Origin of the sequence: Pseudorhodobacter sp. E13 (genome assembly GCF_003991405.1) — a bacterium.
Taxonomy (GTDB): Bacteria; Pseudomonadota; Alphaproteobacteria; order Rhodobacterales; family Rhodobacteraceae; genus Pseudorhodobacter.
This window is the reverse complement of the sequence record NZ_RPEN01000157.1, coordinates 249,238-275,458: the sequence shown is the minus strand read 5'-3', so window position 1 is coordinate 275,458 and position 26,221 is coordinate 249,238. Positions and strand designations below refer to the sequence as shown.

Genomic DNA, 26,221 nt, shown 5'->3' with positions numbered 1-26,221 from the left:
GGCCCTTGCGGGGCGACACCCTGCCGCGATAGCATCGCTTCGCTATGACCCTGCACACCCATGCCTTCCCCCCCGAACACCTGCGCGCCAGTGTCAGCACGGCGCTGCCGCTGCGTGACCAACCGTGGGAGGCGCTGAGCGGCGGACGCGTGAACCGCCTTTGGCGCGTGGGCGACACGGTGGTGAAACTGTTTCAGCCCAACGGGGAGAGCCCTCTGTTTCCCAATGACCGGCAGGCCGAGACACTGGCGCTGGAGGCTTTGGCAGGCACGGGCCTTGCCCCGATCCTGACTGCACAGGGGCCGGATTGGGTGGCCTATCGCTATGTCCCGGGTGCGATCTGGCGCAAAGACCCGCGTCTAGTTGCCCGCACGCTGACCGCGCTGCACCAGCGGGCAAATCTGAAACTGCCCGCGTTCCGCAAAGCTGCCAATGGCAGCGCCGCCCTTTTGGCGCAGGCCGAGGCGATTGCGGCACTGTGCAATGCAAAGCTGCCACCCCCGCCCCAAGACCCAGGCATCCCTCCGGGTCCGGCGCGCCTGATCCATGGCGATGCCGTTCCGGGCAATATGATAGAAGCCGAAGACCGCCTGACCCTGATTGATTGGCAATGCCCTGCCTTGGGTGACGCGACAGAGGATCTGGCCACGTTTTTGTCCCCCGCAATGCAATGGCTTTATCGCGGCCGGGTGCTGGATGCCGCAGACACTGCCAGCTTTCTCGACGCTTGCCCGCGCCCGACAGCAGATCGCTACCGCCACCTGGCACAGCTTTACCACTGGCGCATGGCCGCCCATTGCCTGTGGAAAGCCGAACAAGGCGATGCCGATTACGCCACCGCATTAACGCTGGAACTTGCTGCGCTTTAAAGCGATTGGCCCAGAAAAACCCCTGCCAATGCCAAGCCACCCCCCAACGTCACCCAAAACACCGGATGCACCCGCATCCGGCTGGGCTTCGGCTCTGGCGGTTGGGATTGCCGCACCAATTGTGCCTCCACCAGACGCGGAAGTTTGGGACCAAACCGCGCCAGAACCATCGCGGTTTTCTGCAAATCGCGCAGCAGCGCCTTCGGCCCGACATTGTCCTTGATATAGCTTTCTACGATAGGCCGGGCATCGTGCCAGATGTTGGTTTGCGGGTTCAGACTGCGGGCCACCCCTTCAACCACAACCATGGTGCGCTGCAACAAGATCAACTCGGTCCGGGTTTCCATGCCGAAACGCTCGGTCACTTCGAACAGATAGGCCAGCAGCCGCGCCATGGAAATCCGCGTCGCATCCATGCCGAAAATCGGCTCCCCCACCACGCGCAGGGCGCGGGCGAATTCGTCGATATCGCGGTCGGCAGGCACATAGCCTGCCTCAAAATGCACCTCGGCCACGCGGCGATAATCACGGCGGATGAAGCCGAACAAAATCTCGGCATAGACACGGCGGGTATATTCGTCCAACCGCCCCATGATGCCGAAATCATAGGCGATGATATCGCCATTGGCCGCGACCTTCAGGTTGCCCTGATGCATATCGGCGTGGAAATAACCGTCGCGCAGCGCATGTTGCAAGAACAGCTGCAAAACGCGCGAGGCAAGGGCCTTTCGGTCGATTCCCGCCGCATCAATCGCCGCGTTATCCGCCATGCTGACACCTTCGGCCCAGTCCATCGTCAGGACCGTGCGGCCAGACAGGTGCCAGATCGGCTTGGGCACGGCGAAACCTTCGTCTTTTTCTGTATTGGCGGCAAATTCGCCAGCCGCAGCAGATTCCAGCCGCAGGTCCAACTCCCCCTGCACCACGCCATCAAAATGTGTCACCACATCCATCGGTCGCAAACGGCGCGAGGCGGGGGAGACAAATTCGATCACACCTGCCGCAAAGTAGAACGCATCAATATCCTTGCGAAAGGCGCGTTCAATACCCGGACGCAGCACCTTTACGGCCACTTCGGCCCCGGTTTCCACCAGCCGCGCGCGATGCACCTGCGCGATAGAGGCCGCTGCTACCGGGTCCGAAAACTCGGAAAACACCTGATCCACGGGCACCCCAAGCTCTGCCGCGATCATGTCTTTGGCGACAGGCACGGGAAAGGGGGGCAGCTTGTCTTGCAGGTATTTCAGCTGCAAAGCCAGCTCATCCCCCACAACATCGGGGCGCGTGCTGAGGATCTGGCCGAATTTAATATACGCCGGGCCCAGCGCTGTCAGCGCCCGCGTGGCGGGTGGCAAGGCCGGATCCCCGCGCAGGCCAAGCCATTTGAACGGCCAGCCCAGAACCCGTGCCAGAACGCGCAGGCGTGGCGGGGCTTCAAACGCCTCCAGCACCACACCGATTGCACCTGTGCGCTCAAAAGTGGCAAGCGTGCGGACCAGACGGATGATATTATGCGGGCCGCGCACTTACAGCTTCCACCCGGAATGAAGGGCGGCAACACCCATCGTCAGGTTGCGATACTTCACCTGGTCAAACCCGGCCTCACGGATCATCGTGGCAAAGCTTTCTTGATCCGGGAATTTCCGAATGCTTTCAACCAGATACTGATAGCTGTCGCGGTCATTCGCGATAACCTGCCCCATGACCGGGATCACGTTGAAGGAATACAGATCATAGGCCTTTTGCATCGCGGGATTGGGCAATTGGCTGAATTCCAACACCATCAACCGCCCGCCGGGGCGCAGCACGCGATAGGCTTCGCGCAGGGCATCACCGATGCGCGTGACGTTCCGGATGCCAAAAGAGATCGTGTAAACGTCAAAGCTGTTCGAGGCGAAAGGCAGCGCCATCGCATCACCCACGACCCAATCCAGCGCCTCGGCCATGCTGGCAGCTTCGGCACGTTGGCGCCCTTCGACCAGCATGCTTTCGGTCATGTCGCAAACGGTGGCATGCGCCCCCGGCGCGCGTTTCAGAAACCGGAACGACACATCGCCCGTTCCCCCCGCCACATCCAGCAGGCGTTGACCGGGGCGCGGGGCCAGCCAATCCATCATCGCATCTTTCCAGATACGGTGAATCCCGAAAGACATGGCATCGTTCATCACGTCATATTTGCTGGCAACCTTGGTAAAGACACCATGCACCATCCCGGCCTTGGCCCCTTCATCAACGGTTTGAAAACCGAAATGCGTGGTCTTGTCACTGTCTTGGGTCATCGCAAGCATCGCCCTATTTTTGTCGCCTTCGGGATATACCGAACTGGGTGACAGTGAAACCATATAGTGCCGCAAGTGGCTGCGGCCAAAGGCCCGTATGATTTATATCCCATTCTCCGCCTTTCCCTATCTGCTGTCACTTGGGCTGGCTGTGCTGATTGCAAAACTGTTGTTCCAGGCCTTGCGCTGGTATCTGGCGCGGTCTGTCCGGCAGATTGGGGCGGCGTTTTCCGACTGGCCTGCGGGTCCGGTCGAGGGCGGGCTGGCCAACCTCAACCCGCTGCGCATTGGTCAGAAGGCAGAGGTTCGCACCTCGCTCAACACCATTTTGCTGCGCACGACTTTGGGGGTGCGCCTTTGGGCCGTGGCGATGAACGTGCTGGTGAATGCGGTGTTGTGGATTATCGCACCGGGCGAGCTGATTGCCGCCGGATGGCCCAGCGCCGTGATCAGCCTTAGCGGGTCCATCGCCTGCCTTGGGCTGTTTCTCTATGAAGCGCGGGTGGAATATGACAGGCTGATCATCCGCAAATGGGGCCTGTTTCAACGCGAATACCCTTGGGCCGACCTGCGCGATATTCGCGACAACAAGCATTATGAATACATCCTGCGGTTCAGGAAAACCGATGTGCGGATGCCGAAACACCTTGTCGGCGTCAGCGGTTTCCTTACCTTCGTCAATGTAACCATCGCAGGGAATATCCTCGACCATGCCCGAACTGCCCGAAGTTGAAACGGTCCGCCGTGGGATGGAACCTGTGATGACGGGTCAAACCATCCAAAGCGCTGCCGTCAACCGCCCCGATCTGCGCTGGCCCTTCCCGCCACGCATGGCCGAACGGTTGACGGGCGCGCGGGTTCTGGGGCTGCGGCGGCGGTCCAAGTATATTCTGGCCGATCTGTCCACCGGGGAATCACTGCTTATTCACCTTGGTATGTCCGGCCGCATCCTGATTTCCGGGGCGCAGGTGGGGGCGTTTCACCATGACCACCCCGCCCCTGCAAAACATGACCATGTGGTGCTCGATATGGCGGGCGGCGCGCGCATCACCTTCAACGATGCCCGCCGCTTTGGCGCAATGGAGCTGCTGGAAACCGCTTTGGGCGATGCGCACCCGCTTCTGGCCAGCATCGGGCCGGAACCCTTTGGCAATGGCTTTAATGAGACATATCTGACAGCCCGCCTGAAAGGGCGTGCCACGCCGATCAAATCGGCTTTGCTGGATCAGCAGGTCGTCGCGGGCCTTGGAAATATCTATGTCTGTGAGGTGCTTTACCGCGCGGGCCTGCACCCTGCTCGCCCCGCAGGCAAGCTGTCTGCCAAAACGGTGGCAGGGCTGGTGCCCCTGATCCGCGATGTGCTGGCCGAAGCGATCGAGGCGGGCGGCTCCTCTTTGCGGGATTACCGGCAGGCGGATGGCGAACTGGGCTATTTCCAGCATAATTTCCGCACCTACGGCCGCGAAGGTGAACCCTGCGTCACCCCCGGTTGCAGCGCCAAAATCGCACGGATCGTCCAATCTGGCCGGTCATCCTTCTTCTGCCCCACCTGCCAGAGATGACTTGATCCTGCCCCCATCCCTGTTACAGAGTCCCGCTCAAACCTCAGCCAAAGGAAGCTCAGATGGCCTATGAAACACTGATCGTCGAGATCGAGGATTATATCGCCCTGATTCGCCTGAACCGGCCCGAGGCGCTGAACGCGCTGAATGTGAAAATGTGTTCGGAACTGGCCACCGTGCTGGAGGCCGCAGACGCCAATGACAAGGTGCGCTGCATCATCATCACCGGTTCGGAAAAGGCCTTTGCCGCAGGCGCGGACATCAAGGAAATGGCAGAGCTGTCCTTTGTCGATGTCTATACCGCCAATCTGTTCGCCCCGATTACCGATGCCATGCTTCAGATCCGTAAGCCGATCATCGCGGCGGTGTCTGGCTATGCGCTGGGTGGCGGCTGTGAACTTGCGATGTGCTGCGATTTCATCATCGCCGCTGATACCGCGAAATTTGGCCAGCCCGAGATCAACCTTGGCGTCATCGCCGGTTTTGGCGGCAGCCAGCGCCTGACCCGCTTTGTCGGCAAGTCGAAATCCATGGATATGCACCTGACCGGCCGCAACATGGATGCCGCCGAGGCTGAACGCTCTGGCCTTGTGTCGCGCGTGGTTCCGGCCAAAAACCTGCTGGAGGAGGCCAAGAAAGCCGCCACCAAGATCGCCGAGAAATCCTTGCTGTCAGCGATGGCGGCGAAAGAGGCGGTGAACCAATCCTATGAAACCAGCCTGCGCGAAGGGCTCTTGTTTGAACGCCGCTTGTTCCATTCGCTTTTTGCGACCGAGGATCAAAAAGAAGGCATGGCCGCCTTCCTTGAAAAGCGCACACCGCAGTTCCGCGACCGCTGATCCCGTGCAGGGCGGGCGCGGCTTGATGGGCCGAATTGCCACGAATTGCGCCAAAATCAGCGTGTCAGCCTTGGATGCCTTGGCTTTTGCCCTTCCCTTTCGCGCGCATTTGCCGTAACAGCGCCCCTGAAATGCGCGTGGGCCCGCTTAAGGCAAGAATCATTTCCGCTGATATGGGCGGAAGTCTTGGGTCTATTGTGCATGCCGACATACAACTGATCCAGACGTTAGGAAATTCGACCCATGGCTAATACTTCCCAGTCCAAAAAACGCGCTCGCCAGTCCGAAGCCCGTTATGACGTGAACAAAGCACGCCGCTCGCGCATCCGCACCTTCCTGCGCAAGGTAGAAGAGGCGCTTGCATCTGGCGATCAGGCCGCTGCTGCTGCCGCTCTGCGCGCCGCTCAGCCGGAATTGGCCCGTGGTGTCAGCAAGGGCGTTTTGCACAAGAACACCGTGTCGCGCAAAATCTCGCGTCTGTCGTCGCGCGTGAAGGCGCTGGCGGCACCCGCTTCCTAAAATCCATTACCCATCAACGGGTTAGGCTGATTTAAGGCGCATCTTGGATGCGCCTTTTTTCATGCCCAAAGGGGTCAAAAAACGCCAGCCGTTGCCATTTTGCCGAGCCTGTCAGATTCGCGGCGGTCAATTCTCTGTCAACAGAGAAGTTCGGTTGCTCTGCCCCGCAACAGGTTGCTAGTTTCACCAAGCGATTCACTTCGTCCTGGGGGACAAGACGTGACCGCGTTCTGAATGTGTTTGGCTGCTTTGCCCCGCTTACGCGGTGCCTTCTGCATTAGGACGGGTTCGCCCGATAACATGTGCTGCGCGAAAACGCAGTCTGTGGTTTATTGGGTTTCATCCGATACAGCTTGCCTGTAGCGGACTGCGTTTTTTTGTCCCGTGGTGCCCCCTTGCGGCATCATTCAGTCAGGCCGTTGTCGGGCGCACAAAGGCCCCTCACCCGGAAACAACGGGAGGGGGCGAAGTCGATGAACGGGTAGAAGTATGACGAACGATGGTTGGGTGGAAATTCGGGAAGACCTGCGCAAGCGGGTGGGCAAAGACAATTACATCACTTGGATCGAACCCCTGAAACTGTCGGAACTGCGTGACGGTGTTGCCAGCTTTTCTGTCCCGACCACGTTCTTTGGCGATTGGGTCAAACGGAATTTCTCTGACCAGATTCTGCACCACCTGCACCGCTCCGGCGCCGAAGTTGACCGCATCGAATTTGCGCTGGATCGTATCAGCGCGCCCAAACCAGCCAAAGCGGCGGAACCAGCCCCGCGCAAACGTGCCAGCAATGAGGATGAGGTGCCCGGCGCCCCGCTGGATGCGCGCTTTACCTTTGACAGTTTCGTGGTCGGCAAACCGAACGAGCTTGCCCATGCCGCCGCGCGCCGTGTCGCCGAAGGTGGCCCCGTCACCTTTAACCCGCTGTTTCTGTATGGCGGCGTCGGGCTGGGCAAAACCCACCTGATGCATGCCATCGCGCATGAATTGCAAACGCGCCAACCCGATCTGCGCGTGCTGTATCTTTCAGCAGAACAGTTCATGTATCGCTTTGTGCAAGCACTTCGCGAACGGCAGGTCATGGATTTCAAAGAGCTGTTCCGCTCTGTCGATGTGCTGATGGTGGATGATGTGCAATTCATCGCGGGCAAGGACAGCACCCAAGAAGAGTTCTTCCACACCTTCAACGCGCTGGTGGACCAGAACAAACAGATCGTGATTTCCGCCGACCGCGCCCCGGGAGAGATCAAGGGCCTTGAAGAACGGATCAAATCGCGGCTGCAATGCGGGCTTGTGGTTGATCTACACCCCACCGATTACGAATTGCGCCTTGGTATCCTGCAACAAAAGGCCGAATTCTATCACACCCAATATCGCGACCTTGTGATCGCCCCCGGTGTGCTGGAATTCCTTGCGCATCGCATTTCAACCAATGTCCGCGTGCTGGAAGGCGCGCTGACCCGGTTGTTCGCCTTTGCCAGCCTTGTGGGCCGCGAGATTACGCTGGATCTGACGCAGGATTGCCTTGCCGATATTCTGCGCGCCTCGGATCGCAAAGTCACGATTGAGGAAATTCAGCGCAAAGTGGCAGAGCATTACAACATCCGCCTGTCCGATATGATCGGCCCGAAGCGGGTGCGCACCATCGCCCGGCCCCGCCAGATTGCGATGTATCTGGCAAAGCAACTGACCAGCCGCAGCCTGCCCGATATTGGGCGGCGCTTTGGCGGGCGCGACCACACAACCATCATGCATGGCGTGCGAAAGATTGAAGAATTGATGACCGCCGACAGCCAGCTTGCAGATGATCTGCAAATGCTCAAGCGGTTGTTGCAAGGGTAACGGGGTCGGGATGCCACAAAGCATGTCGTTTTGCCGCTTGAACCAAGGCGCGCGGCGTCATACCCCTTGTGAAACGGAAAAAACCCGCTAACTTCGGCCTCCCTGCGGCGTGGCCAAAAGGGTGAACAGCCAGCACCAAGACGGGCAAAGGGACGGAACATGAAGATCAGCATTGAACGCGGCACGCTTCTGAAAGCAGTCAGCCAGGCCCAGTCAGTCGTGGAGCGCCGCAACACGATCCCGATCCTTGCCAATGTGCTGATCGAGGCGGAAGGCGATACCGTTTCGTTCCGCGCCACCGATCTGGATATCGAAGTGGTCGATCGTGCCCCCGCCGTGGTGGAACGCGCAGGGGCCACTACGGTTTCGGCCGTCATGCTGCATGAGATTGTGCGCAAATTGCCCGATGGCGCCTTGGTCAATCTGGCAGAAGATGCCGCCTCTGGCCGTTTGACCGTTACGGCGGGCCGGTCGAACTTCAACCTTGCGACCTTGCCGAAAGAAGACTTTCCCGTCATGGCAAGTTCGGAATATTCCTCTAATTTCTCGGCCCCGGCCCCGCAATTGCGGCGGCTGTTCGACAAGGCGAAATTTGCCATTTCAACCGAGGAAACCCGCTATTATCTGAACGGCGTCTATATGCATGTTGCCACCGGCGAAGATGGCCCGGTGCTGCGTTGCGTTGCCACCGATGGGCACCGCCTGGCCCGGATTGATGCGCCCTTGCCCGAAGGCGCGAACGGTATGCCCGGCGTGATCGTGCCGCGCAAAACCGTGAATGAGCTGCGCAAATTGCTGGACGACGACGACGCGATCATCGCCGTATCGGTGTCGGAAACCAAAGTGCGCTTTGCAACGCCGGCGATTTCGCTGACCTCCAAGGTCATTGACGGCACATTCCCCGATTACACCCGCGTCATTCCCACCGGGAACACCAAGCGGCTGGAGGTGGATGCCTCGGAGTTTGCCAAGGCGGTGGACCGTGTGGCCACGGTTTCGTCCGAACGCTCACGCGCGGTGAAGCTGTCCTTGGATGAGGACCGTCTGGTTCTGTCGGTCAACGCCCCGGATTCCGGTGCCGCCGAGGAAGAACTGGCCGTAGCTTACGGCGATGAGCGTCTGGAAATTGGTTTTAACGCCAAATACCTGCTGGAAATCGCAAGCCAAGTGGACCGCGAGAACGCGGTGTTCATGTTCAACTCTTCCGGTGATCCGACCTTGATGCGCGAGGGTAATGACACCTCTGCGATTTATGTCGTGATGCCGATGCGCGTTTAACGCAAAGCCGAGTGACGCAGCCGGGGGGCCAGCCCCCCGGACCCCCCGGGATATTTTCGCCGAAAAGAAAGGCCGAAATGGCAGGTTTGGCAATCACCGATCTGACCCTTTCGCATTTTCGGAGCCATCGCTTGGCGCGGGTTGGATTTGACGGGCGCCCTGTTGCCTTGATCGGGCCGAATGGGGCGGGGAAAACCAATATTCTGGAAGCGATTTCCTTGCTGTCGCCCGGGCGCGGGTTGCGGCGCGCCACGGTGGATGAGATTGCGCGCAAACCGGAGGCCCTCGGCTGGAAGATCAGTGCAGTGATCAACGGGATTGGTGCCACGCATGAGGTGGAAACCAGTGCCGAGGCAGGCCAGAGCCGTCAGGTGCGGATTGATGGCAAGGCCGCAACGCAAATCAGCCTTGCGCGGATCCTGCGGGTGCTTTGGCTTGTGCCCTCGATGGATCGGCTTTGGATTGAAGCGGCAGAAGGGCGACGGCGATTTTTGGACCGGATGACGCTGAGTTTTGCGCCCGACCATGCGGAGGCGGTTCTGGCCTATGAAAAAGCGATGCGCGACCGCAACCGATTGCTGAAAGATCAGGTGCAGGACGCGCATTGGTATCGGGTGTTGGAGGCGCGGATGGTGGAAACCGCCGCATTGATCGAAACGAACCGGGCAGAGAGCCTGCATCGTCTGGCGATTGCCCAAGCCGATGCCAATACCGCCTTTCCACGCTCCGATCTGACGCTGACCAATCCCGAGCCTGTCGAAGACCTTGCCACCGCTTTGGTCGAGGGGCGGCGACGCGATATGGCTGCCGGACGCACCTTGGTGGGGCCGCATCGCGCCGATCTGGAAGCCGTTTTCGCGGCCAAAGGCGTGCGCGCCGATCAATGCTCGACAGGAGAGCAGAAAGCCCTGTTGATCAGTCTGATGCTTGCCAACGCCCGTGCCTTGGCGGCCGATATTGGCACCGCCCCCATCTTGCTGCTGGATGAGGTTGCAGCCCATCTTGACCAGAACCGACGCGCCGCGCTTTACGATGAAATTTGCGCGCTGGGGGCCCAAGCCATCATGACGGGCACCGAGGCCAGTCTTTTCGACAGTCTGGGCACCCGCGCGCAGGGGTTTTCCGTGACCGAGGCTGCCAATCAATCACATATTCAGGGGATAAGCTTATGACACCGCAACGCGTCACCCTTATCACGCTTGGCGTTGCCGATCTGGCCGCCTCGCGTGCCTTTTACGCGCGTCTTGGCTGGCAAGAGCATCAAGAAAGCCAAGAAACAGTGGTATTTTTCCAACTGCATGGGGCGGCCTTGGGCCTGTTCCCGCTGGACGAGCTTGCCAAGGATCAGGGGCGCGCGGGGGCGGCCTTGGGGGTGGGGGCCGCCACACTTGCACAGAACTTTGCTACCGAGGCCGAGGTTGACGCCGCTTATGCCGCCGCGCTTGCCGCCGGGGGCACCGGCTTGAAAGCCCCCGAAAAGGTATTCTGGGGCGGTTATTCCGGCTATTGGGCCGACCTAGACGGCCATGTCTGGGAAGTTGCGATGAACCCGTTCTGGTCATTGAATGAGGATGGGAGCCTGACGCTGCCATGAAACCTGTCAGCGACGAAATGCATGCCCTGATCTGCGACAAACTTGCCCAGATTGCACAAGATGAGCAGGTGACCATTCTGTTTGCAGTCGAATCCGGCTCTCGGGCCTGGGGGTTTCATTCGCATGACAGCGATTATGATGTGCGTTTTGTCTACGCGCGCCCTGTCTCATGGCATCTGCGCATTGATGCACGCCGCGATGTTATCGAATATCCGATTTCGGACGAATTGGACATCTCGGGGTGGGATTTGGCGAAGGCTTTGAAACTGGCGCTTCGCTCCAATGCGGTGCTGCCCGAATGGCTTCAGTCCCCGATCACTTATGCCGAGGCCCCCGAGGCCCGGGCGGCGATTGCGGGTTTTTGCCAACAAGTGCTGACCCGCAAGCCTGTGACATGGCACTACCTCAATCTGGCAAAAAAGCAGATGGACGGGCTGCATTTGCCAAATGGCCAGATCAAGCTGAAGCGGTATCTTTACACCATTCGTCCTGTGCTGGCCTTGCGCCACATGCGGCTTTACAATGTGGCGATGGCTCCGATGAACATGGGCGACTTGATGCGCAGCTCCGATCTGCCAGAGGCTGTTACCCAATACATCCAAGCCATGATCGCGACCAAGCTGGAGGCGGGGGAGCTTGGCACTGGCGCCCGGACCGATGCCGCGATGGATGATCTGATTTCTGGCGAACTTGATGCCGCAGCAGCATGGCTGGCGCAAGAGCCCCCCGTGGACACCCCCGACCACTGGGCCAAGGCCAATGAATTGCACAAACGCTTTACCGTGGCCGTGCCGGAATGACTGTCAGCCTGCATCAGCTTTTGCTTTATGCGGGTGGGATGGCCGTGCTCTGGGTCATTCCCGGCCCGGTTTGGGTGGCGCTGACGGCACGCGCGCTTTCGGGTGGGTTTGCGAGCGCCTGGCCTTTGGCGATCGGCGTGGCCTTGGGTGATCTGGCCTGGCCGCTGGCCGCGATCTTTGGGCTGACATGGATCTTGTCGCTCTATGGTGGGTTTCTGGAGGCGCTTGGCTGGGTCGCCGCCGCTGTGTTCATCATCATGGGGGTGCTGTTGATCCGCAAACCCGCAGAGCGCCCGAACACCGACAGACGGATGACGCGGCCCGGCATGTGGGCGGGCTTTGTGGTGGGGGTTGCGGCGGTTCTGGGCAACCCCAAAGCGATCCTGTTCTACATGGGCGTGCTGCCGGGGTTCTTTGACCTAAGCCGCGTCACAGCCCCCGACATTGCCGCCATTCTGGCCGTTTCCGCCGTAGTTCCGGCGCTTGGAAACCTTGGCCTTGCGCTGTTTCTGGACCGCGCGCGGCGGCTTCTTGCCTCCCCCCGGCGGCTGCGGCGGCTGAACGTGATTTCGGGTGTTCTGCTCATTGGTGTTGGCCTTGTGATCCCGTTCATCTGACGGGGCGAACAAACCGCTAAATCTTGTGTCTTGGGCGTGACAATCCTTGCCAAAAAGCCTATAAATTGGGCCAGAGTTCAAGGAAAGTCCGCATGACTGAAGAAGCCAAAAAGCCCGCAGAATACGGCGCTGATTCTATTAAAGTTCTCAAAGGCTTAGAGGCCGTTCGCAAACGCCCCGGCATGTATATCGGCGATACCGACGATGGGTCGGGCCTGCACCACATGGTCTATGAAGTTGTCGACAACGGAATTGACGAGGCGCTGGCCGGTCATGCCACCGCCGTCACCGTCAAAATCCACGCCGACAATTCGGTTTCCGTGCGCGACAACGGGCGCGGCATTCCGGTGGATATCCACAAGGAAGAAGGTGTTTCCGCCGCCGAGGTCATCATGACTCAGCTTCACGCTGGCGGGAAATTCAACAACACCGATACCGATGGCAACGCTTACAAAGTTTCGGGCGGGTTGCATGGCGTGGGCGTTTCGGTTGTGAACGCGCTGTCTGACTGGCTGGAACTGCGCGTCTGGCGCAATGACAAGGAATATTTTGCCCGGTTCGAAAACGGCGAATGTGTGGAGCATGTGCGTGAGGTGGGCCCCGCCCCCGGTGAACGCGGCACCGAAGTGCGCTTTATGGCATCGGCCAAGACCAACCGCCCAGATGGCACCTTTTCCAACCTTGAATACAGCTTCAAGACGCTGGAAAACCGCCTGCGCGAACTGGCTTTCCTGAACTCTGGCGCGCGGATCATCGTGATTGATGAACGCCCCGCCGAACCGCTGCACACCGAACTGTTCTATGAAGGTGGCGTGCGCGAATATGTCAAATACCTTGACCGGTCCAAAACCTCGATCATGCCAGAGCCGATTTATATCATCGGGGAAAAGGGCGGCATCGTGGTCGAGGTCGCGATGTGGTGGAATGACAGCTACCACGAAAACGTGCTGCCATTTACCAACAACATCCCGCAGCGCGATGGCGGCACCCATTTGGCGGGCCTGCGGGGCGCGCTGACCCGCACCATCAACAATTACGCGCAATCCACCGGGATCGCGAAAAAGGAAAAGGTCGATTTCACCGGCGATGACGCGCGCGAAGGCCTGACCTGCGTGCTGTCTGTGAAGGTGCCGGACCCTAAGTTTTCCAGCCAAACCAAAGACAAGCTTGTCAGCTCCGAAGTGCGCCCAGCGGTTGAGGGCATGGTGAACGAAAAGCTGGCCGAATGGTTCGAAGAAAACCCCGCCAATGCGAAGATCATCGTCGGCAAGATCATCGAGGCTGCCTTGGCCCGTGAAGCGGCCCGTAAGGCCCGCGATCTGACCCGCCGCAAATCGCCGCTGGATGTATCCAACCTGCCCGGCAAACTGGCCGATTGTCAGGAAAAAGACGCCTCCAAAGCCGAACTGTTCCTGGTGGAGGGTGACTCGGCTGGTGGGTCGGCCAAACAGGGGCGCTCACGCTCCAACCAAGCGGTTTTGCCGTTGCGCGGTAAAATCCTGAACGTGGAACGGGCGCGGTTTGACCGGATGCTTGGCTCTCAGGAAATCGGGACACTGATCACCGCGATGGGCACGGGCATTGGCCGGGATGAGTTTGATCTGAAAAAGCTGCGCTACCACAAGATCGTCATCATGACCGACGCTGACGTTGACGGCGCGCATATCCGCACGCTTTTGCTGACCTTCTTCTTCCGGCAGATGCCGCAGTTGATTGAGGCAGGGCATCTCTATATCGCGCAGCCGCCGCTTTATAAGGTCGCGCGCGGCAAGTCCGAAGTCTATCTGAAAGACCAGCAAGCCTTGGAAGATTACCTGATCGACATGGGCGTCGATGGGGCTGTGCTGCGCCTGACCTCGGGCGAGGAAATCGCAGGCGCCGACCTGACGCGCGTGATCGAAGGCGCGCGGCAGTTCCGGCGAATTCTGGACGCGTTTCCAACGCATTACCCGCGCGGAATTCTGGAACAAGCCGCGCTTGCAGGCGCATTTGACGCGGGCAAAGCGGATTCCGATCTGCAAGCCGTGGCCGATAATGTCGCCAAGCGCCTGGATGCCATCGCAACCGAATATGAGCGCGGCTGGACGGGCCGCATCACCCAGGATCACGGCATCCGCCTTGCCCGCGTGCTGCGCGGGGTCGAGGAAATCCGCACGCTTGACGGCGCTGTCCTGCGCTCGGGTGAGGCGCGGCGGCTGAGCCAGGTTTCCGCTACCCATCGTGACGCCTATGCCGAAAACTCGCGCCTTGTGCGCAAGGATCGGGAATTGCCCATCAATGGCCCGATTGATCTGCTGAAGGCCATTCTGGCCGAAGGCGAAAAGGGTCTGTCGCTGCAACGCTACAAGGGTTTGGGCGAAATGAACCCCGAACAGCTTTGGGAAACCACGCTGGACCCAGAGGCGCGCACCTTGTTGCAGGTAAAGGTCGAGGATCTGGCAGATGCCGACGACATCTTTACCAAACTGATGGGCGATGTGGTGGAGCCGCGCCGCGAGTTTATCCAGCAAAACGCCCTGAGCGTGGAACATCTGGATTTCTGATCCCGCCCAGCTTTTGCGCCCATCGGACCCAGTGTCGCGATGGGCGCAATGCCTTCATGCCCCCGTATCGCCAAACCGTTTGGCCCAACTGGGTTGCAAATCCCCCGGCATCGCGCGCGCTTCATACACCCCGCGTGCAATCGCCCGCGCCAGCACACAGGCCGCCGCATGGCCCAGCAAGAACGGGTCTGCCACCGGGTCGGCCAAAGCCCGGGCACCCGTTGAAATCGCAAAGACCAAATCCCCATCCATCGGCGTATGGCTTGGCACAATGGCCCGCGCCATTCCGTCATGCGCGGCAATGGCCATGCGTTGCGCCTGCGCTTGGGTCAGCGCCGCATCGGTGGCAACTATGGCGATGGTTGTGGCCTCTCCCATCCGTTTGCGCGGTGCGGGTTCTGCCCCAGCGTCGAAGGCTGCGGGCAGGCCCAGCCCACCAAACTCGGCCCCCAACTCCCACGGGGCGGCCCAGAAATGCGGGCCATCGCCCAGCGTCACGGACCCCAGCGCATTCACCGCCACCAATGCGCCCACTGTCACCCCATTGCCCAAGACCGCCGAGGCAGAGCCCAATCCGCCCTTCAATACCCCGGTCGCCGCCCCATAACCTGCCCCAGCAGTGCCGATGGTAAACCCGGTTCCCGCCTGTTCCAGCGCAGCGCGACCCATACCGGCATAGGGGTTGCGGCCCCAAGCCTTGTCGCCGCCATTCAGCAGATCAAACAGAATGGCACCGGGCACAATCGGCACCCGCGCCGCCCCCACCGCAAAGCCACGGCCCAAAGCAGCCAAGGCATCGGTGACGCCCGAACAGGCATCCAGCCCAAAGGCCGAACCGCCGGAAAGCACAATCGCATCAACCGTTTGCACCAGCTTGTCAGGGGCCAGCAAATCGGTTTCCCGCGTGCCGGGGGCGCCGCCCATCACATGCACGGCCGCCGTAAACGGTGCATCCCCCACCAGCACCGAAACGCCAGAGCGCAGCACAGGGTCGGCCACATTGCCCACATAAAGGCCCGCGACATCGGTGATCAGATTACGCGCGCCCGCCCGCATATCCCACCTATTCAATCGGTCGGATCAGCTTGCGCTCCAGCACGCGCAGAACCATCGCCAAGTCATGCCCGCGCCGCAGCACTTGCCCATCCATCCCGACCACCGCATACATCCCTTGCCGCGCCCGCAGCTTGGGGCGCTTTTCAATGCGATAAAGCGGGTTTTCCGCCGTGCGCCGGAACACCGAAAACACAGCAATTTCGCGCAGGGCCGAAATGCCATAATCGCGCCATTCGCCACAGGCCACCATGCGCCCGTAAAGCGACAGAATGACGCCAAGCTCTCGTCGGTCAAAGCTGACCTGCTCGGGCGTCTGGGCGTGAAACGGGATCGGCGGCTCTGCACTCATGGGGTTCAGCTTAGCTGCGCAAGTCTGCAAATCAAGCTATAGCTGCACCACGACACCGCCTGCCGCCTCGGCATCGCTGGCGTCATGCGTCACCATCAGCCCCGGTATCTTGCGGGCGCGCAGATGGTCAAAGACAAAGCCCCTGATCTCCGCCCGCAATTCGGCATCTAGGCGTGAGAAGGGTTCATCCAGCAACAGCGCCTCGGGTTCAGCCAACAGCGCCCGCATCAAGGCCGCCCGCGCGCGTTGCCCGCCCGAAAGGGTGGCCGGGTCACGGGCGGCAAATCCGGCCAGACCGGCCTGATCCAAGGCAGTTTCAACAGCGGCACGCCGGGCCGCCCCGCGCACCGAAGGCACCAAACCAAAGGCAAGATTATCGCCCACCGAAAGATGCGGAAACAGCATCGCGTCCTGAAACAGCACCCCGATGCGCCGCGTCTCGGCGGGTTGGCGCAACACATCGCGCCCGTTCAACGCCACCGTGCCGCTGACCGCAAATCCATGCGCCAGATGCCCGCCAATCGCGTCAAGCAAGGTCGATTTGCCAATCCCAGAAGGCCCCATCAGCGTCGCCACCTCTCCCGGCGCGATGCGCAGGGACAAGGCGGAAAACAATGGATTCCCGGCTTTCGGGCCAACGGTAACATCCTGTAAAACCAGGCTCATCCGGCCCCTCCCAACAATCCGCGGCGGTTGCGATAAACGAAGGCGGGCACCAGCAAGGCCGCGCCATAGGCAAGGAAAGGCAAGCCCGCCTGCAACACCGCATACACCCCGACAACCCGCCGATCAGAGCCGCTGGCCAGCGTGACCGCCTCTGTCGTCAAGGTGGCAACACGGCCTGCGCCCATGAACAAGGTTGGCAGATATTGCGCCACCGATACTGCAAAGCCAATCGCGGCGGCCACCATAAGCGGGCGGATCAGCATCGGCAGCTTCACCGCAAACAACCGCCGCCAAGGCCCCGCCCCCAGCGCCGCCGCCGCCCGCAGATGATGCGGATCCAGCGCGCGCCAAGGGTCCGACAGCGCGATCATCACATAGGGAAACACGAACAGCATTTGCGCCCAGATCACCGCCAGCAAGCCACCGCTGATCCCGATCTGCAAGAACAGCACGTTCAACCCATAGAGAAACCCGATCTGCGGCACCAACAGCGGCAGATAAATCAAGGCCTGCGCCCAAGTTGCGCGCCCGCGCCGCGCGCGGTCCTCCCCCTCCAGCCATGCGATGGCCAGAAGCAGCGATGCCACCGTGGCCGCGATGCCGATGATCAGCGTTGCCTCCAAGGCGCGGCCCCAACCGCTGCCGGGGGTCATCCAGCCTTTCAGCGACCAGCTTTGCGGCAAGGCCTGCGGAAACGACCAGCGCCACGCAAACGACCACACCAGCAAGGACAACAGCGCCAAGGCCCCCGCCGCCATCAGGCCCATCACCACTGCACTGGCGGCCCAGAGCCCCGGCTCGGCCCGGTGCCCACGCCCGCCCCGGCGCAACCACCACTGGCCGATGCGCTTGGCCACAGGCTCGGCCCCGATCCACGCGCCGATGGCGGCAGCAACGATCAGCGCATGCAACAGCGCCGCCGCCGATGCGGGCAAGATCAACGCGGTATCAGGGGCCGAAAACCAGCGCATGATGGCCACCGCCAAGGTGGGCGGGTTGGAGGGGCCAAGAATGATCGCCATATCCACAACCGACAAGGCAAAGGCCAGAACGATGAAAATCGGCAAGCGGATCAGCGGGTAAACCTGCGGCATGATCACCTTGATCCAGACCACCCCGCGGCCATAGCCCAGCGCCCGCCCCGCCGCCAAATGCTGCCGCACCGGCAATTGCCCCAAGGCAGACCCCATGACCAGCAGCAGAAACGGCACTTCCTTGATCAGCAACCCTGCAATCAGCGCAAGCCCCCAAGCATCATTCACCGTGGCCAGATCTGCCGGGCGGTCCCACCCCGTTGCCCAAGGCGACAACAGCCGCGCAATCCAGCCAGAAGGGGCCAGCAAAAACGCCATCCCGATCGCCAAAGCCGCATGCGGGGCAGCCAGAAACGGCACCAAGATGCGCCCCATCGCCCCATGGCTTATGCGGCCATGCATCAGCGCGCAAAACCCCGCCGCCAGCGCCAAGGCCAGAAGGGTAGAGCCCAGCCCCGTCACCAAACTCAACCGCAAGCTGGTGCCAAACCCCGGCAGCGCCATCAACTGCTGCCACGGGGCCAACGACCATTCCACCGCACCAATCGCGGGCAGAATGCCAAAGGCCGCGCGGCCCGTCTGGGCAAACCCGGCCAGAATGGGCAGCACAACGCCACCCATCAAGGCCAAGGCCACCACAGCCCGAAGCGCGCGACCCTCTTTCATTTGGTGTAGCGGTCACCCCAAGCCGCGACCAGCTTAGTCATCCAGCTTGCATGCGGTTCCAGCAAGGTCGGGCCAAGATCTTCCAGCTTCGGCAAGGCGGGCGAGGTCGGCAAAGCCGCAAACAGCGCCGCGTCCTCGGCGCTCAGCTTTGCGGGATCAAGCACCGAGAAACTGCCCAGAACGTCGATGTTTTGCTGATGCGCCTGCGTTGCGGGGTCGAGCAGGAAGTTTGCCACAACCTCCGCCCCTTCGCGATTGGCCGCGTTATAGGGGATCGCCACGAAGGAGATATTCCCGATGCTGCCGCCCTCCGGCACAAAAACCCGCGCGGTTTCGGGCAGCAAGCCTTCGGCAATCGCACCCGCCGCAGAGGCCGGATCGAATGAAACGCCGAAATCCACCTCGCCATCGTTCAGCAATTGCTGCTGCACGGATTGGTTTTCGGGAAAGGTCGCACCCTCGCGCCACATGAAGGGGCGCAGCGCGTCATACCATGCCCAAAGCGGCGCGGTCGCCGCGTCAAAGGCAGCATCGGTGACGGGCAATTGCAAGGCGGCTTGGTCTGGCGCGAATTCGATCAGCGCCTGTTTCAGGAAGGTCGCCCCCATGAAATTGCTGACATCGGGATGCGTTACCCGCCCCGGATTGGCCTTGGCATGGTCCAGAAAGCCCGCCATGTTGCGCGGCGGCTCGGCCACCACGGCGCTGTCATAGGTAAAGACAAAGCGCGCCAAACGCCAAGCAGACTCGTAGCCTTCGACTGGCACCGTGAAATCCACCGCAGCGGCGGAATTGGGCGACAGATCAAGGTATTTCGCATTCGGCAGGTCATTGGCAAAGGGGCCGTGCAGCAGCCCTTGCTCTTTCATCGACAGGAAATTCGGGCCGTTGATCCAGATCATATCGACCGAACCGCCGCTATCCTTGCCCGCCGCCTTCTCCGAGATGACCTGCGTCACGGCTGTGGCCGTATCGGTCAGTTTGACCTGTTCCACCTTTACCCCGTATTTCGCTTCGGTCTGTTCCCCGACCCAAGCGATAAAGGCATTGGTGCGCGCATCGCCGCCCCATGCGTTCCAATATACCGTCTGGCCGCGCGCGGCCTCCAGCGTTTGCTGCCAATCGGCCAGCGCGGGGGTGGCAAGGCCAAGGCCGAGGGCCGCAATCATCAGTGAACGCATCATCTATCCTTTTTCTATTGATCAGAAAACGCACGCCAGCCCTGAAGCCAGCGTAAAACGGTGGTAAGCGCGCAGGCCAGCGCAAAGCCATATGCCAGCGGCACGAACCACGCCGGAAACAGGCACATCAGCACGAAAATCACGATGGTTTCAGTGCCCTCGGTCAGCCCGCCCAAGTAGTAGATGCCCTTGGCCGGATAGGCATCGGCCCGCAGCCCGCGCTTGGCCGCGATCACCGCAAAGGCCAGAAAGCTGGACCCGGTGCCAACGAAAGCGCAGATCAACACCGCCGCCGCCAGCGCATTTTCCGGCGCGGCAAGGGCAAAGCCCAAGGGCACGGTGGCGTAGAAAACGAAATCCAGCGCGATATCCAGAAAGGCCCCGCGATCCGTGGCCCCAACCTTCCGCGCCATGATCCCATCCAAACCATCAGCGATACGATTGAGCAAAATCAGGGCCAAGGCCAATGGGAACCAGCCAAGCCACAAGGCGGGCAAGGCCAGAAGGCCAACGCCAAACCCGGCGAGGCTGACCTGATCAGCCGTGATCCCCCGCGCCACCAGCCGCCGCGCCGGGGCTTCCAGCACGGCCCGCACGGTGGGCAAAAGGGCGGCATCAATCATGGTATGGCCTTGTCGATTTGTCGCACTTGGCCTAACCCAGCGCCCGCCCGCTTGTCAGCCCCCTACGTTGTTACAGGCGCGCACAATGCTGTTAGCGCGGCGCGAGCGACGCTGTCAGATACCTTCGGCGAGGATAGTCTGACCAGATGAAACGGTCAGGATTCGCCCAGAATCTCGGCCTGATGTTCGCCGAGTTTCGGGGCCGGGCGGTCCAGCGCCAGCGCCGCGTGAGAGAAGCTCATCGGCGAGCGCACGCCTTTCAAGCCGTCGGGCGTGATCTGCATGGCGCGGGCCATCACCTGCGGGTCAGCGAAAACCTCGGCCAGATCATTGATCGGGCCAGCGGGCACGCCTGCCACCTCACACGCTGCCAGCAGGTCGGCCTTGCTGCGCTGATTGGTGGCGCGGGTCAACGCCTCTGTCATGGCGGCGCGGTTGGCCACGCGGTCGGCATTGGTGGCAAATTCGGGTGCCGTGCCAAGGGCGGACAGGCCCAGTAGATCGCAGAGTTTGCGATACTGGCTGTCATTTCCAGTGGCGATGATGATCCAGCCATCCGCGCAATCAAACACCGCATAGGGGGCAAGATTGGGGTGGGCATTGCCCATTTTGGTAGGGGCTGTGCCGGTGGCCAGATAGTTCATCGCCTGATTGGCCATGATCGCCGTGGCCACATCCAGCAGCGCCATGTCAATCTGTTGGCCCGCCCCGGTCGCGGCGCGCTGATGCAGTGCCGCCAGAATCGCCGTGGCCGCATAGACCCCGGTAAAGATATCCGTCACCGCAACACCGACCTTTTGGGGCTGGCCCTCCGGCTCTCCGGTCACCGACATCAGGCCAGACATGCCTTGGATGATGAAATCATAGCCCGCGCGATGGGCATAGGGGCCGGTTTGGCCGAAACCCGTGATCGAGCAATAGATCAGCCCAGGGTTCACCCGCGCCAAGGACGCATAATCCAACCCATATTTTGCAAGGCCACCGACCTTGAAATTCTCAATCACCACATCGGCATCCGCCACCAGACGGCGCACGGTTTCCTGCCCGTCCGGGCTGCGGAAATCGACGGTGACGGATTTCTTGCCCCGGTTGGTCGCATGGAAATAGGCGGCAGAGCGATCACCCTCGCGCTCAATGAACGGGGGGCCCCAGCGGCGGGTATCATCGCCTTCCGGGGCCTCTACCTTGATGACATCCGCGCCCAAGTCTGCAAGCGTCTGACCCGCCCAAGGGCCTGCCAGAATGCGGGCCAATTCGATGACCTTCACACCTTTGAGCGGGGCATTCATCGCTTACTTCGCCAATTCCGCGTCAAGCAGCGCCTTCAGCTCGGCATAGGCCATGTTGCTATGCTTGGTGCCGTTCAGGATGAACGAGGGGGTGGAATTGATGTCATCCGCTTCAGTATCGGCTTGAAACTTCGCTACCATCGCCTGCGCCATTGGCCCATCGTTCAGGCAAGCATCCAGCGCGGCATCTTCCAGCCCGGCGGTGCGGCCAATGCGGCGCAGGTTTTCCACGACGGTTGCCGGATCATCCGATGCAGCCCATTCCTGCTGGGTGCTGTAAAGAATGTCCTGAATCCCGAAATAGCGCATCTCGCCGCCGCAGCGCGCCACCATACCGGCCCACAATCCGTAACGGTCAAAATACACCTCGCGGTAAACGAACTTGATCTTGCCGGTGTCGATATAGTCGCGCTTCAACTCTTTGAAAACGGCAGTATGGAAATTCGCGCAATGCGGGCAAGTGTAAGAGGCATATTCCGTCAGAACCACCTTCGACTCGGGGTTGCCCAGCACCATATCCGGCACCTCGGGCAGCGCCGCCTCAGTTGCGGTGCTGGTGGTTTGCGCCCAGACAGGCATCGCGGTCAGGGCCAGTGCGGCACCAAGGGTCAGGGTGAAATCTCTGCGGTTCATGTTCTGCCTCTTTGTGATTTGGACCGAGATAAGAAGTTTTCGGTCAGGGATTCAAGGGCCTGCCGCAACGCATTATCGTGAACACCCTCGGCCACGCGGTTCGCCTCGGCCTTGATCGCGGGGTCCGGGGCGGGGGTTTGCTTGGGCGCGGGGGTAAACATCGCCTGCCCCTCGGCAAAGCCGCTGGGGGCGGTTTGGGTCAGGCTGATGCGGGAAATCGCGGCGTAACCATAGCAGGCGTTTACCTTTTCCTTGATCGCGGGAAGCTGCATCTGCACCATGGGCCCATTGGTCGAGGTGGTCAGCAGCGTCAGCGTTGCCCCCATACCGCCCTTGGCATAGCCAACTTTCACCGGGCGCGTGATCGCCGCCAAATCCGGGCCCACAATCTCGGCCCAGGCGGTCAGCAGCCGCGTCACCGCGAATCCCCGCGCCTCACCCGCCGACCGAATCCGCTCTTTCAGCAGGCCCGACGCCGCTTCAAACCCGCGCATCCGCCGGGTTTTGCTTTGAAATTGGCCACCTGTCGGCTGCTTCATCTGGTCATTTCCTTCGTTCCCCCTATCTTAACGGCACAAGGCGGCCCCTGCCAATTCAATCGCTGGGAAAAGGGTTAAAACTTGCGTGACGAGGCTGCGGCCCTGATATCTTGGTATGATCGGCACGCCCGCGTGATGCCGTGGCGCTGCCCGCCGCACAGTGGCGCGCGGCCCGACCCGTATCGGATCTGGCTGTCCGAGGTGATGCTGCAACAAACCACGGTTGCCGCCGTGCGCGCCTATTTCCTGCGGTTTACCGAACGCTGGCCAACGGTAACGGCACTGGCGCAGGCGCAGGATGCTGCGGTGATGGCCGAATGGGCGGGGCTGGGATATTACGCCCGCGCCCGAAACCTTCTGAAATGCGCCCGCGCGGTGGCGCAGGATCACGCAGGCCAGTTCCCGCAAAGCTATGAGGGCTTGCTGACCTTGCCGGGCATCGGCCCCTATACGGCAGCGGCGGTGGCCGCGATTGCCTTTGACCAACCTGCAACCGTGGTGGATGGCAATGTAGAGCGTGTCATGGCGCGGCTGTTCAATGTCCAGACGCCCTTACCGCAAGCCAAGCCGGAGTTGACAGCTTTGGCCAGCAGTCTGACACCGACAGACCGCCCCGGCGATTATGCCCAAGCGGTGATGGACCTTGGTGCCACCATCTGCACGCCCCGCAACCCGGCCTGTGGCCTTTGCCCGCTTCGCCCGTTTTGCGCGGCCCAAGCGGCAGGCACCCAAGCTGATCTGCCCCGCAAATCCCCCAAGCCCGAAAAGCCGACCCGACAAGGCACGCTTTGGCTGGCCCGTCACCCCGATGGCCGATGGCTGGTGGAACAGCGCGGACCCAAAGGGTTGCTGGGCGGTATGTTGGGCTTTCCCGGCACCGGATGGGACAAAAGCACAGGCGCCCCCCCCGTCATTGCCAACTGGCAGGATATGGGCAAAGTGCGCCACACCTTCACCCATTTCCACGCGGATATGACAGTGCTGGCCGCCACAACCGAAGCGCCCCCCGATCACGGGATGTTTCAAGCCATTAACCCTGATGATCTGCCGACATTGATGCGCAAAGCCTATGATCTTGCGTCATCGACCCTTTTGCCGCGTTGACGCAAACACCTGCGCCACCCATCATGCGGCAAAGTAACAGGTGCCCCATGACAACCATTCCCGCCGCAGAAATGACCCGGATCAACCACGCCCTGCCCTTCTGGCTCTCGCTGGGCCTGGTGCCCGTCTCGGTTGTCAGCGCCTTGGTGGGCGGCTGGACGGTGCTGTTGATGCCCATCGCCTCTTGGGGGATGTTTTCGCTGCTGGACGCCATCGTTGGCAAAAGCCCGGACAACCCCGACCTTGAAACCCCCGAGGACGGGCTTGGCTGGTATCGGGCCATCACGCTGATCTGGTTTCCCGTGCAATTCGCCCTGCTGCTGTGGCTGTTGTATTATGTGCCCCGCGCGGACCATCTTGGCACACTGGAATCCATCCTGATCTTTTTCGGCATGGGCATCATCTCGGGCACCGTCGGCATCAATTACAGCCATGAGCTGATGCACCAGAAATCAAAGCTGGAACGCTGGCTGGGCGATCTGCTGCTGGCCTCGGTTCTGTATTCCCATTTCCGGTCTGAACATCTGCGTGTCCACCACCTTTATATCGGCACCCCGCGTGACCCGGTGACTGCCCGCTACAACGAAGGCTTTCACCGCTTTTTCCCGCGCGTCTTGCGGCAATCGTTGACCTCTAGCTGGAAGGCGGAAAAGGCGATGCTGGCCCGCCGCAACCTGCCCGTAACACACCCCAGCAACCCGTTCTGGCGCTATGGCGCACTTCAGATCGCCATGCTTGTGCTGGCCTTTGCCCTTGGTGGCTGGGTCGGGCTTGTCTTGTTCATTTACCAAGCCTTCACCGCGATCTGGCAGTTGGAACTGGTGAATTATATCGAGCATTACGGCCTGACCCGCCGCCACCTTGGCGATGGCAAATACGAACATGTTTTGCCGCGCCATTCGTGGAACGCCGATCACAAGGCATCGAACTGGCTGCTGATCAACCTGCAACGCCATTCCGACCATCACTACAAACCGGATCGCCGCTTTCCCCTGCTGCAAACCTACACGGCCGAGGATGCGCCACAGCTTCCCTATGGCTATCCGGTCATGACCGCCGCCGCGATGGTGCCACCGCTTTACAAACGGATGATGAACCCCCGCGTGCGCGAATGGCGGCGCAAATATTACCCCGATATCACCGATTGGCACAGTTATAACAAAGCGCTGAACCCCAGCCCGCGCTAGATCGTCTTTTCAACCAGATGGCCATTTACCGCACAGGCCAGAACCAGCCCGCGCAACCAATCCACCCCATGCGTGCGGATAATCTGGGCCGGACGCAAGATTTGTGGCCCGATCTTTTCAGCCTGCGCCCGCAGAAAATCCGCCTCCTTTTGGGGGGTTCCGGTGACATACACCGCCTCTTCGATCCGCCCACAATTCAGCGCCTGCGCGCTTTGCACAAAGCGCAGATAGGGCGCGATCAATATGGTGCCGGGCCGGGCCGTTTCCGCAATCCGCTTCTCCAACGCCTCCAACTGGTCAGTGTCAGACATCGGCTGATAGAAATAGATCACGTCATATTGGTCGTAACCTTCAAAGGTCAGCGCATTCGCCTCGAATATCTTGCAGCGCGGCACGTTCATCTGCTGCATCGCCTTTTGGGCGGTGTCCACATAGCGGGCATCAAAATCGAACCCGTCGGCCTGCTCAAAGATCTCGGCGGCCAGCAGAACCTTCATCCCGCCGCCACAGCCCACATCGACAAAGCGCAACGGCTCTGGCCGCTTTTGTGCCAGCGCCACCCGGAAGGCAGCATGGGCATGGGCAATAAAGGCCGAACTGCTTAGCGGAATATCCGAATAACAGCCAATCTCCTTGGCCGCGTCAGATTGCGGGTTTGGGTTGATCAAGCGATGCAGGAAGGCCATCGCGGTATCCATCGCAAAGGCTTGCACGCGCTCTACATCATTCACCTTGCGCAGCGGCGGATAAAGCGGACGCGCCTTGCCCTTCGAGATAAGCTGCATCGTGTCCGTGATCCGCTGCATCATATGCAACCGCCGCCGCAACAGCCGCAGCAGGCGCACATCGGCGCTGTCAACATGCTTGGCCAATGGCCCTTTCAAGCTGCGGCGCAGGTCACGCTCCATCACCATCAGCTCATTTCGAAACTGGATGCGTTGCTTTTCAAACTTGCCGATCATCCCCGAAAACCCGCGCCGCTGCGCGCGTTGCATCCGCATCTGGCGTTCCAACTGCACCGCTATCGGGTTCATCGCCGCATCAAACTTGTCCCACAGGGTCTGAGGATCACTTACATCTCGCATCTTCGTTCACTCCAGACTCGGCGGCGCTATACGGGCGACAGGTCGGCAGAGAGGCTGAATGCGCATCAAG

The 26,221-nt window shown here is 60.8% G+C and carries 26 protein-coding genes; 14 read left to right on the top strand and 12 right to left on the bottom strand.

Going from position 1 to position 26,221, the window contains the following annotated elements:
* Window positions 1-44 precede the first annotated feature (44 nt).
* Window positions 45-869, top strand: a complete 825-nt coding sequence (locus EGN72_RS13590) for a phosphotransferase family protein (RefSeq protein WP_127048458.1) — start codon at window positions 45-47, stop codon at window positions 867-869.
* Here the strand turns inward: EGN72_RS13590 and ubiB are convergent.
* Window positions 866-2,395: a 2-polyprenylphenol 6-hydroxylase gene (gene ubiB / locus EGN72_RS13585; protein ID WP_127048456.1), complete on the bottom strand. Its 1,530-nt coding sequence runs from the start codon at window positions 2,393-2,395 to the stop codon at window positions 866-868. The genes EGN72_RS13590 and ubiB overlap by 4 nt on opposite strands.
* Window positions 2,396-3,148 (bottom strand): bifunctional demethylmenaquinone methyltransferase/2-methoxy-6-polyprenyl-1,4-benzoquinol methylase UbiE, encoded by a 753-nt coding sequence (ubiE, locus tag EGN72_RS13580; protein ID WP_127048550.1) that lies wholly within the window; start codon window positions 3,146-3,148, stop codon window positions 2,396-2,398.
* 97 nt (window positions 3,149-3,245) lie between these two features.
* On the opposite strand from ubiE, the gene EGN72_RS13575 reads away from it, so the two are divergent.
* From EGN72_RS13575 to gyrB, 11 genes are all read left to right on the top strand, one after another.
* On the top strand, window positions 3,246-3,881 hold the full coding sequence (locus EGN72_RS13575; RefSeq protein WP_127048454.1) for a hypothetical protein: 636 nt from the start codon (window positions 3,246-3,248) through the stop codon (window positions 3,879-3,881).
* Window positions 3,859-4,710 (top strand): bifunctional DNA-formamidopyrimidine glycosylase/DNA-(apurinic or apyrimidinic site) lyase, encoded by an 852-nt coding sequence (gene mutM, locus EGN72_RS13570; RefSeq protein WP_127048453.1) that lies wholly within the window; start codon window positions 3,859-3,861, stop codon window positions 4,708-4,710. Before EGN72_RS13575 ends, mutM begins: the two co-directional genes overlap by 23 nt.
* 62 nt (window positions 4,711-4,772) lie before the next feature.
* Complete coding sequence (locus EGN72_RS13565; RefSeq protein WP_127048451.1) at window positions 4,773-5,549, top strand: enoyl-CoA hydratase; 777 nt, start codon at window positions 4,773-4,775, stop codon at window positions 5,547-5,549.
* A 243-nt stretch (window positions 5,550-5,792) separates the two neighbouring features.
* Window positions 5,793-6,068, top strand: a complete 276-nt coding sequence (rpsT, locus tag EGN72_RS13560) for a 30S ribosomal protein S20 (RefSeq protein WP_127048449.1) — start codon at window positions 5,793-5,795, stop codon at window positions 6,066-6,068.
* A gap of 489 nt (window positions 6,069-6,557) precedes the next feature.
* Entirely contained in the window at window positions 6,558-7,907 is a 1,350-nt protein-coding gene (gene dnaA / locus EGN72_RS13555) for a chromosomal replication initiator protein DnaA (protein WP_127048447.1), read from the top strand.
* Between the two features lie 159 nt (window positions 7,908-8,066).
* Entirely contained in the window at window positions 8,067-9,185 is a 1,119-nt protein-coding gene (gene dnaN / locus EGN72_RS13550; protein WP_127048445.1) for a DNA polymerase III subunit beta, read from the top strand.
* Window positions 9,186-9,262: 77 nt separating this feature from the next.
* A complete protein-coding gene (recF, locus tag EGN72_RS13545) occupies window positions 9,263-10,357 on the top strand; it encodes a DNA replication/repair protein RecF (protein WP_127048443.1) in 1,095 nt (364 codons plus the stop codon).
* Window positions 10,354-10,779, top strand: a complete 426-nt coding sequence (locus EGN72_RS13540; RefSeq protein WP_127048442.1) for a VOC family protein — start codon at window positions 10,354-10,356, stop codon at window positions 10,777-10,779. The genes recF and EGN72_RS13540 overlap by 4 nt, the downstream gene beginning before the upstream one ends.
* Window positions 10,776-11,579 carry a nucleotidyltransferase domain-containing protein gene (locus EGN72_RS13535; protein ID WP_127048440.1) on the top strand — a complete coding sequence of 268 codons (804 nt, stop codon included), beginning with the start codon at window positions 10,776-10,778 and terminating at the stop codon, window positions 11,577-11,579. The genes EGN72_RS13540 and EGN72_RS13535 overlap by 4 nt, the downstream gene beginning before the upstream one ends.
* Window positions 11,576-12,196, top strand: coding sequence for a LysE family translocator (locus tag EGN72_RS13530; protein WP_127048438.1), 621 nt, complete (start codon window positions 11,576-11,578; stop codon window positions 12,194-12,196). The genes EGN72_RS13535 and EGN72_RS13530 overlap by 4 nt, the downstream gene beginning before the upstream one ends.
* A gap of 92 nt (window positions 12,197-12,288) precedes the next feature.
* Window positions 12,289-14,739: a DNA topoisomerase (ATP-hydrolyzing) subunit B gene (gene gyrB / locus EGN72_RS13525; RefSeq protein ID WP_127048436.1), complete on the top strand. Its 2,451-nt coding sequence runs from the start codon at window positions 12,289-12,291 to the stop codon at window positions 14,737-14,739.
* A gap of 54 nt (window positions 14,740-14,793) precedes the next feature.
* Here gyrB and EGN72_RS13520 read toward each other — a convergent pair whose 3' ends face one another.
* The 9 genes from EGN72_RS13520 to EGN72_RS13480 form a co-directional block, all read right to left on the bottom strand.
* Window positions 14,794-15,795: a P1 family peptidase gene (locus tag EGN72_RS13520; RefSeq protein WP_127048434.1), complete on the bottom strand. Its 1,002-nt coding sequence runs from the start codon at window positions 15,793-15,795 to the stop codon at window positions 14,794-14,796.
* Window positions 15,796-15,802: 7 nt separating this feature from the next.
* Complete coding sequence (locus EGN72_RS13515; protein ID WP_127048432.1) at window positions 15,803-16,144, bottom strand: DUF2794 domain-containing protein; 342 nt, start codon at window positions 16,142-16,144, stop codon at window positions 15,803-15,805.
* A 36-nt stretch (window positions 16,145-16,180) separates the two neighbouring features.
* Entirely contained in the window at window positions 16,181-16,810 is a 630-nt protein-coding gene (locus EGN72_RS13510) for an ATP-binding cassette domain-containing protein (protein WP_127048430.1), read from the bottom strand.
* Window positions 16,807-18,510: an ABC transporter permease gene (locus tag EGN72_RS13505; protein WP_127048428.1), complete on the bottom strand. Its 1,704-nt coding sequence runs from the start codon at window positions 18,508-18,510 to the stop codon at window positions 16,807-16,809. Before EGN72_RS13505 ends, EGN72_RS13510 begins: the two co-directional genes overlap by 4 nt.
* Window positions 18,507-19,694 (bottom strand): ABC transporter substrate-binding protein, encoded by a 1,188-nt coding sequence (locus tag EGN72_RS13500; RefSeq protein ID WP_233587139.1) that lies wholly within the window; start codon window positions 19,692-19,694, stop codon window positions 18,507-18,509. The genes EGN72_RS13505 and EGN72_RS13500 overlap by 4 nt, the downstream gene beginning before the upstream one ends.
* An 11-nt stretch (window positions 19,695-19,705) precedes the next feature.
* Window positions 19,706-20,314 (bottom strand): CDP-alcohol phosphatidyltransferase family protein, encoded by a 609-nt coding sequence (locus EGN72_RS13495; protein WP_127048424.1) that lies wholly within the window; start codon window positions 20,312-20,314, stop codon window positions 19,706-19,708.
* 155 nt (window positions 20,315-20,469) lie between these two features.
* The gene (locus tag EGN72_RS13490; protein ID WP_127048423.1) at window positions 20,470-21,603 is read right to left on the bottom strand and encodes a CaiB/BaiF CoA-transferase family protein; all 1,134 of its coding nucleotides are present in this window, start codon (window positions 21,601-21,603) and stop codon (window positions 20,470-20,472) included.
* 3 nt (window positions 21,604-21,606) lie between these two features.
* Entirely contained in the window at window positions 21,607-22,236 is a 630-nt protein-coding gene (locus EGN72_RS13485) for a DsbA family protein (RefSeq protein WP_127048421.1), read from the bottom strand.
* Window positions 22,233-22,775, bottom strand: a complete 543-nt coding sequence (locus EGN72_RS13480; protein WP_233587138.1) for a DUF721 domain-containing protein — start codon at window positions 22,773-22,775, stop codon at window positions 22,233-22,235. The genes EGN72_RS13485 and EGN72_RS13480 overlap by 4 nt, the downstream gene beginning before the upstream one ends.
* Window positions 22,776-22,856: 81 nt before the next feature.
* On the opposite strand from EGN72_RS13480, the gene mutY reads away from it, so the two are divergent.
* Both mutY and EGN72_RS13470 read left to right on the top strand, forming a co-directional pair.
* A complete protein-coding gene (mutY, locus tag EGN72_RS13475; protein ID WP_127048419.1) occupies window positions 22,857-23,879 on the top strand; it encodes an A/G-specific adenine glycosylase in 1,023 nt (340 codons plus the stop codon).
* A gap of 47 nt (window positions 23,880-23,926) precedes the next feature.
* Window positions 23,927-25,066 (top strand): alkane 1-monooxygenase, encoded by a 1,140-nt coding sequence (locus tag EGN72_RS13470; protein WP_127048417.1) that lies wholly within the window; start codon window positions 23,927-23,929, stop codon window positions 25,064-25,066.
* On the opposite strand, the gene EGN72_RS13465 is transcribed toward EGN72_RS13470, so the two are convergent.
* Window positions 25,063-26,151, bottom strand: coding sequence for a bifunctional 2-polyprenyl-6-hydroxyphenol methylase/3-demethylubiquinol 3-O-methyltransferase UbiG (locus EGN72_RS13465; protein ID WP_127048416.1), 1,089 nt, complete (start codon window positions 26,149-26,151; stop codon window positions 25,063-25,065). The genes EGN72_RS13470 and EGN72_RS13465 overlap by 4 nt on opposite strands.
* Between the last annotated feature and the right edge of the window lie 70 nt (window positions 26,152-26,221).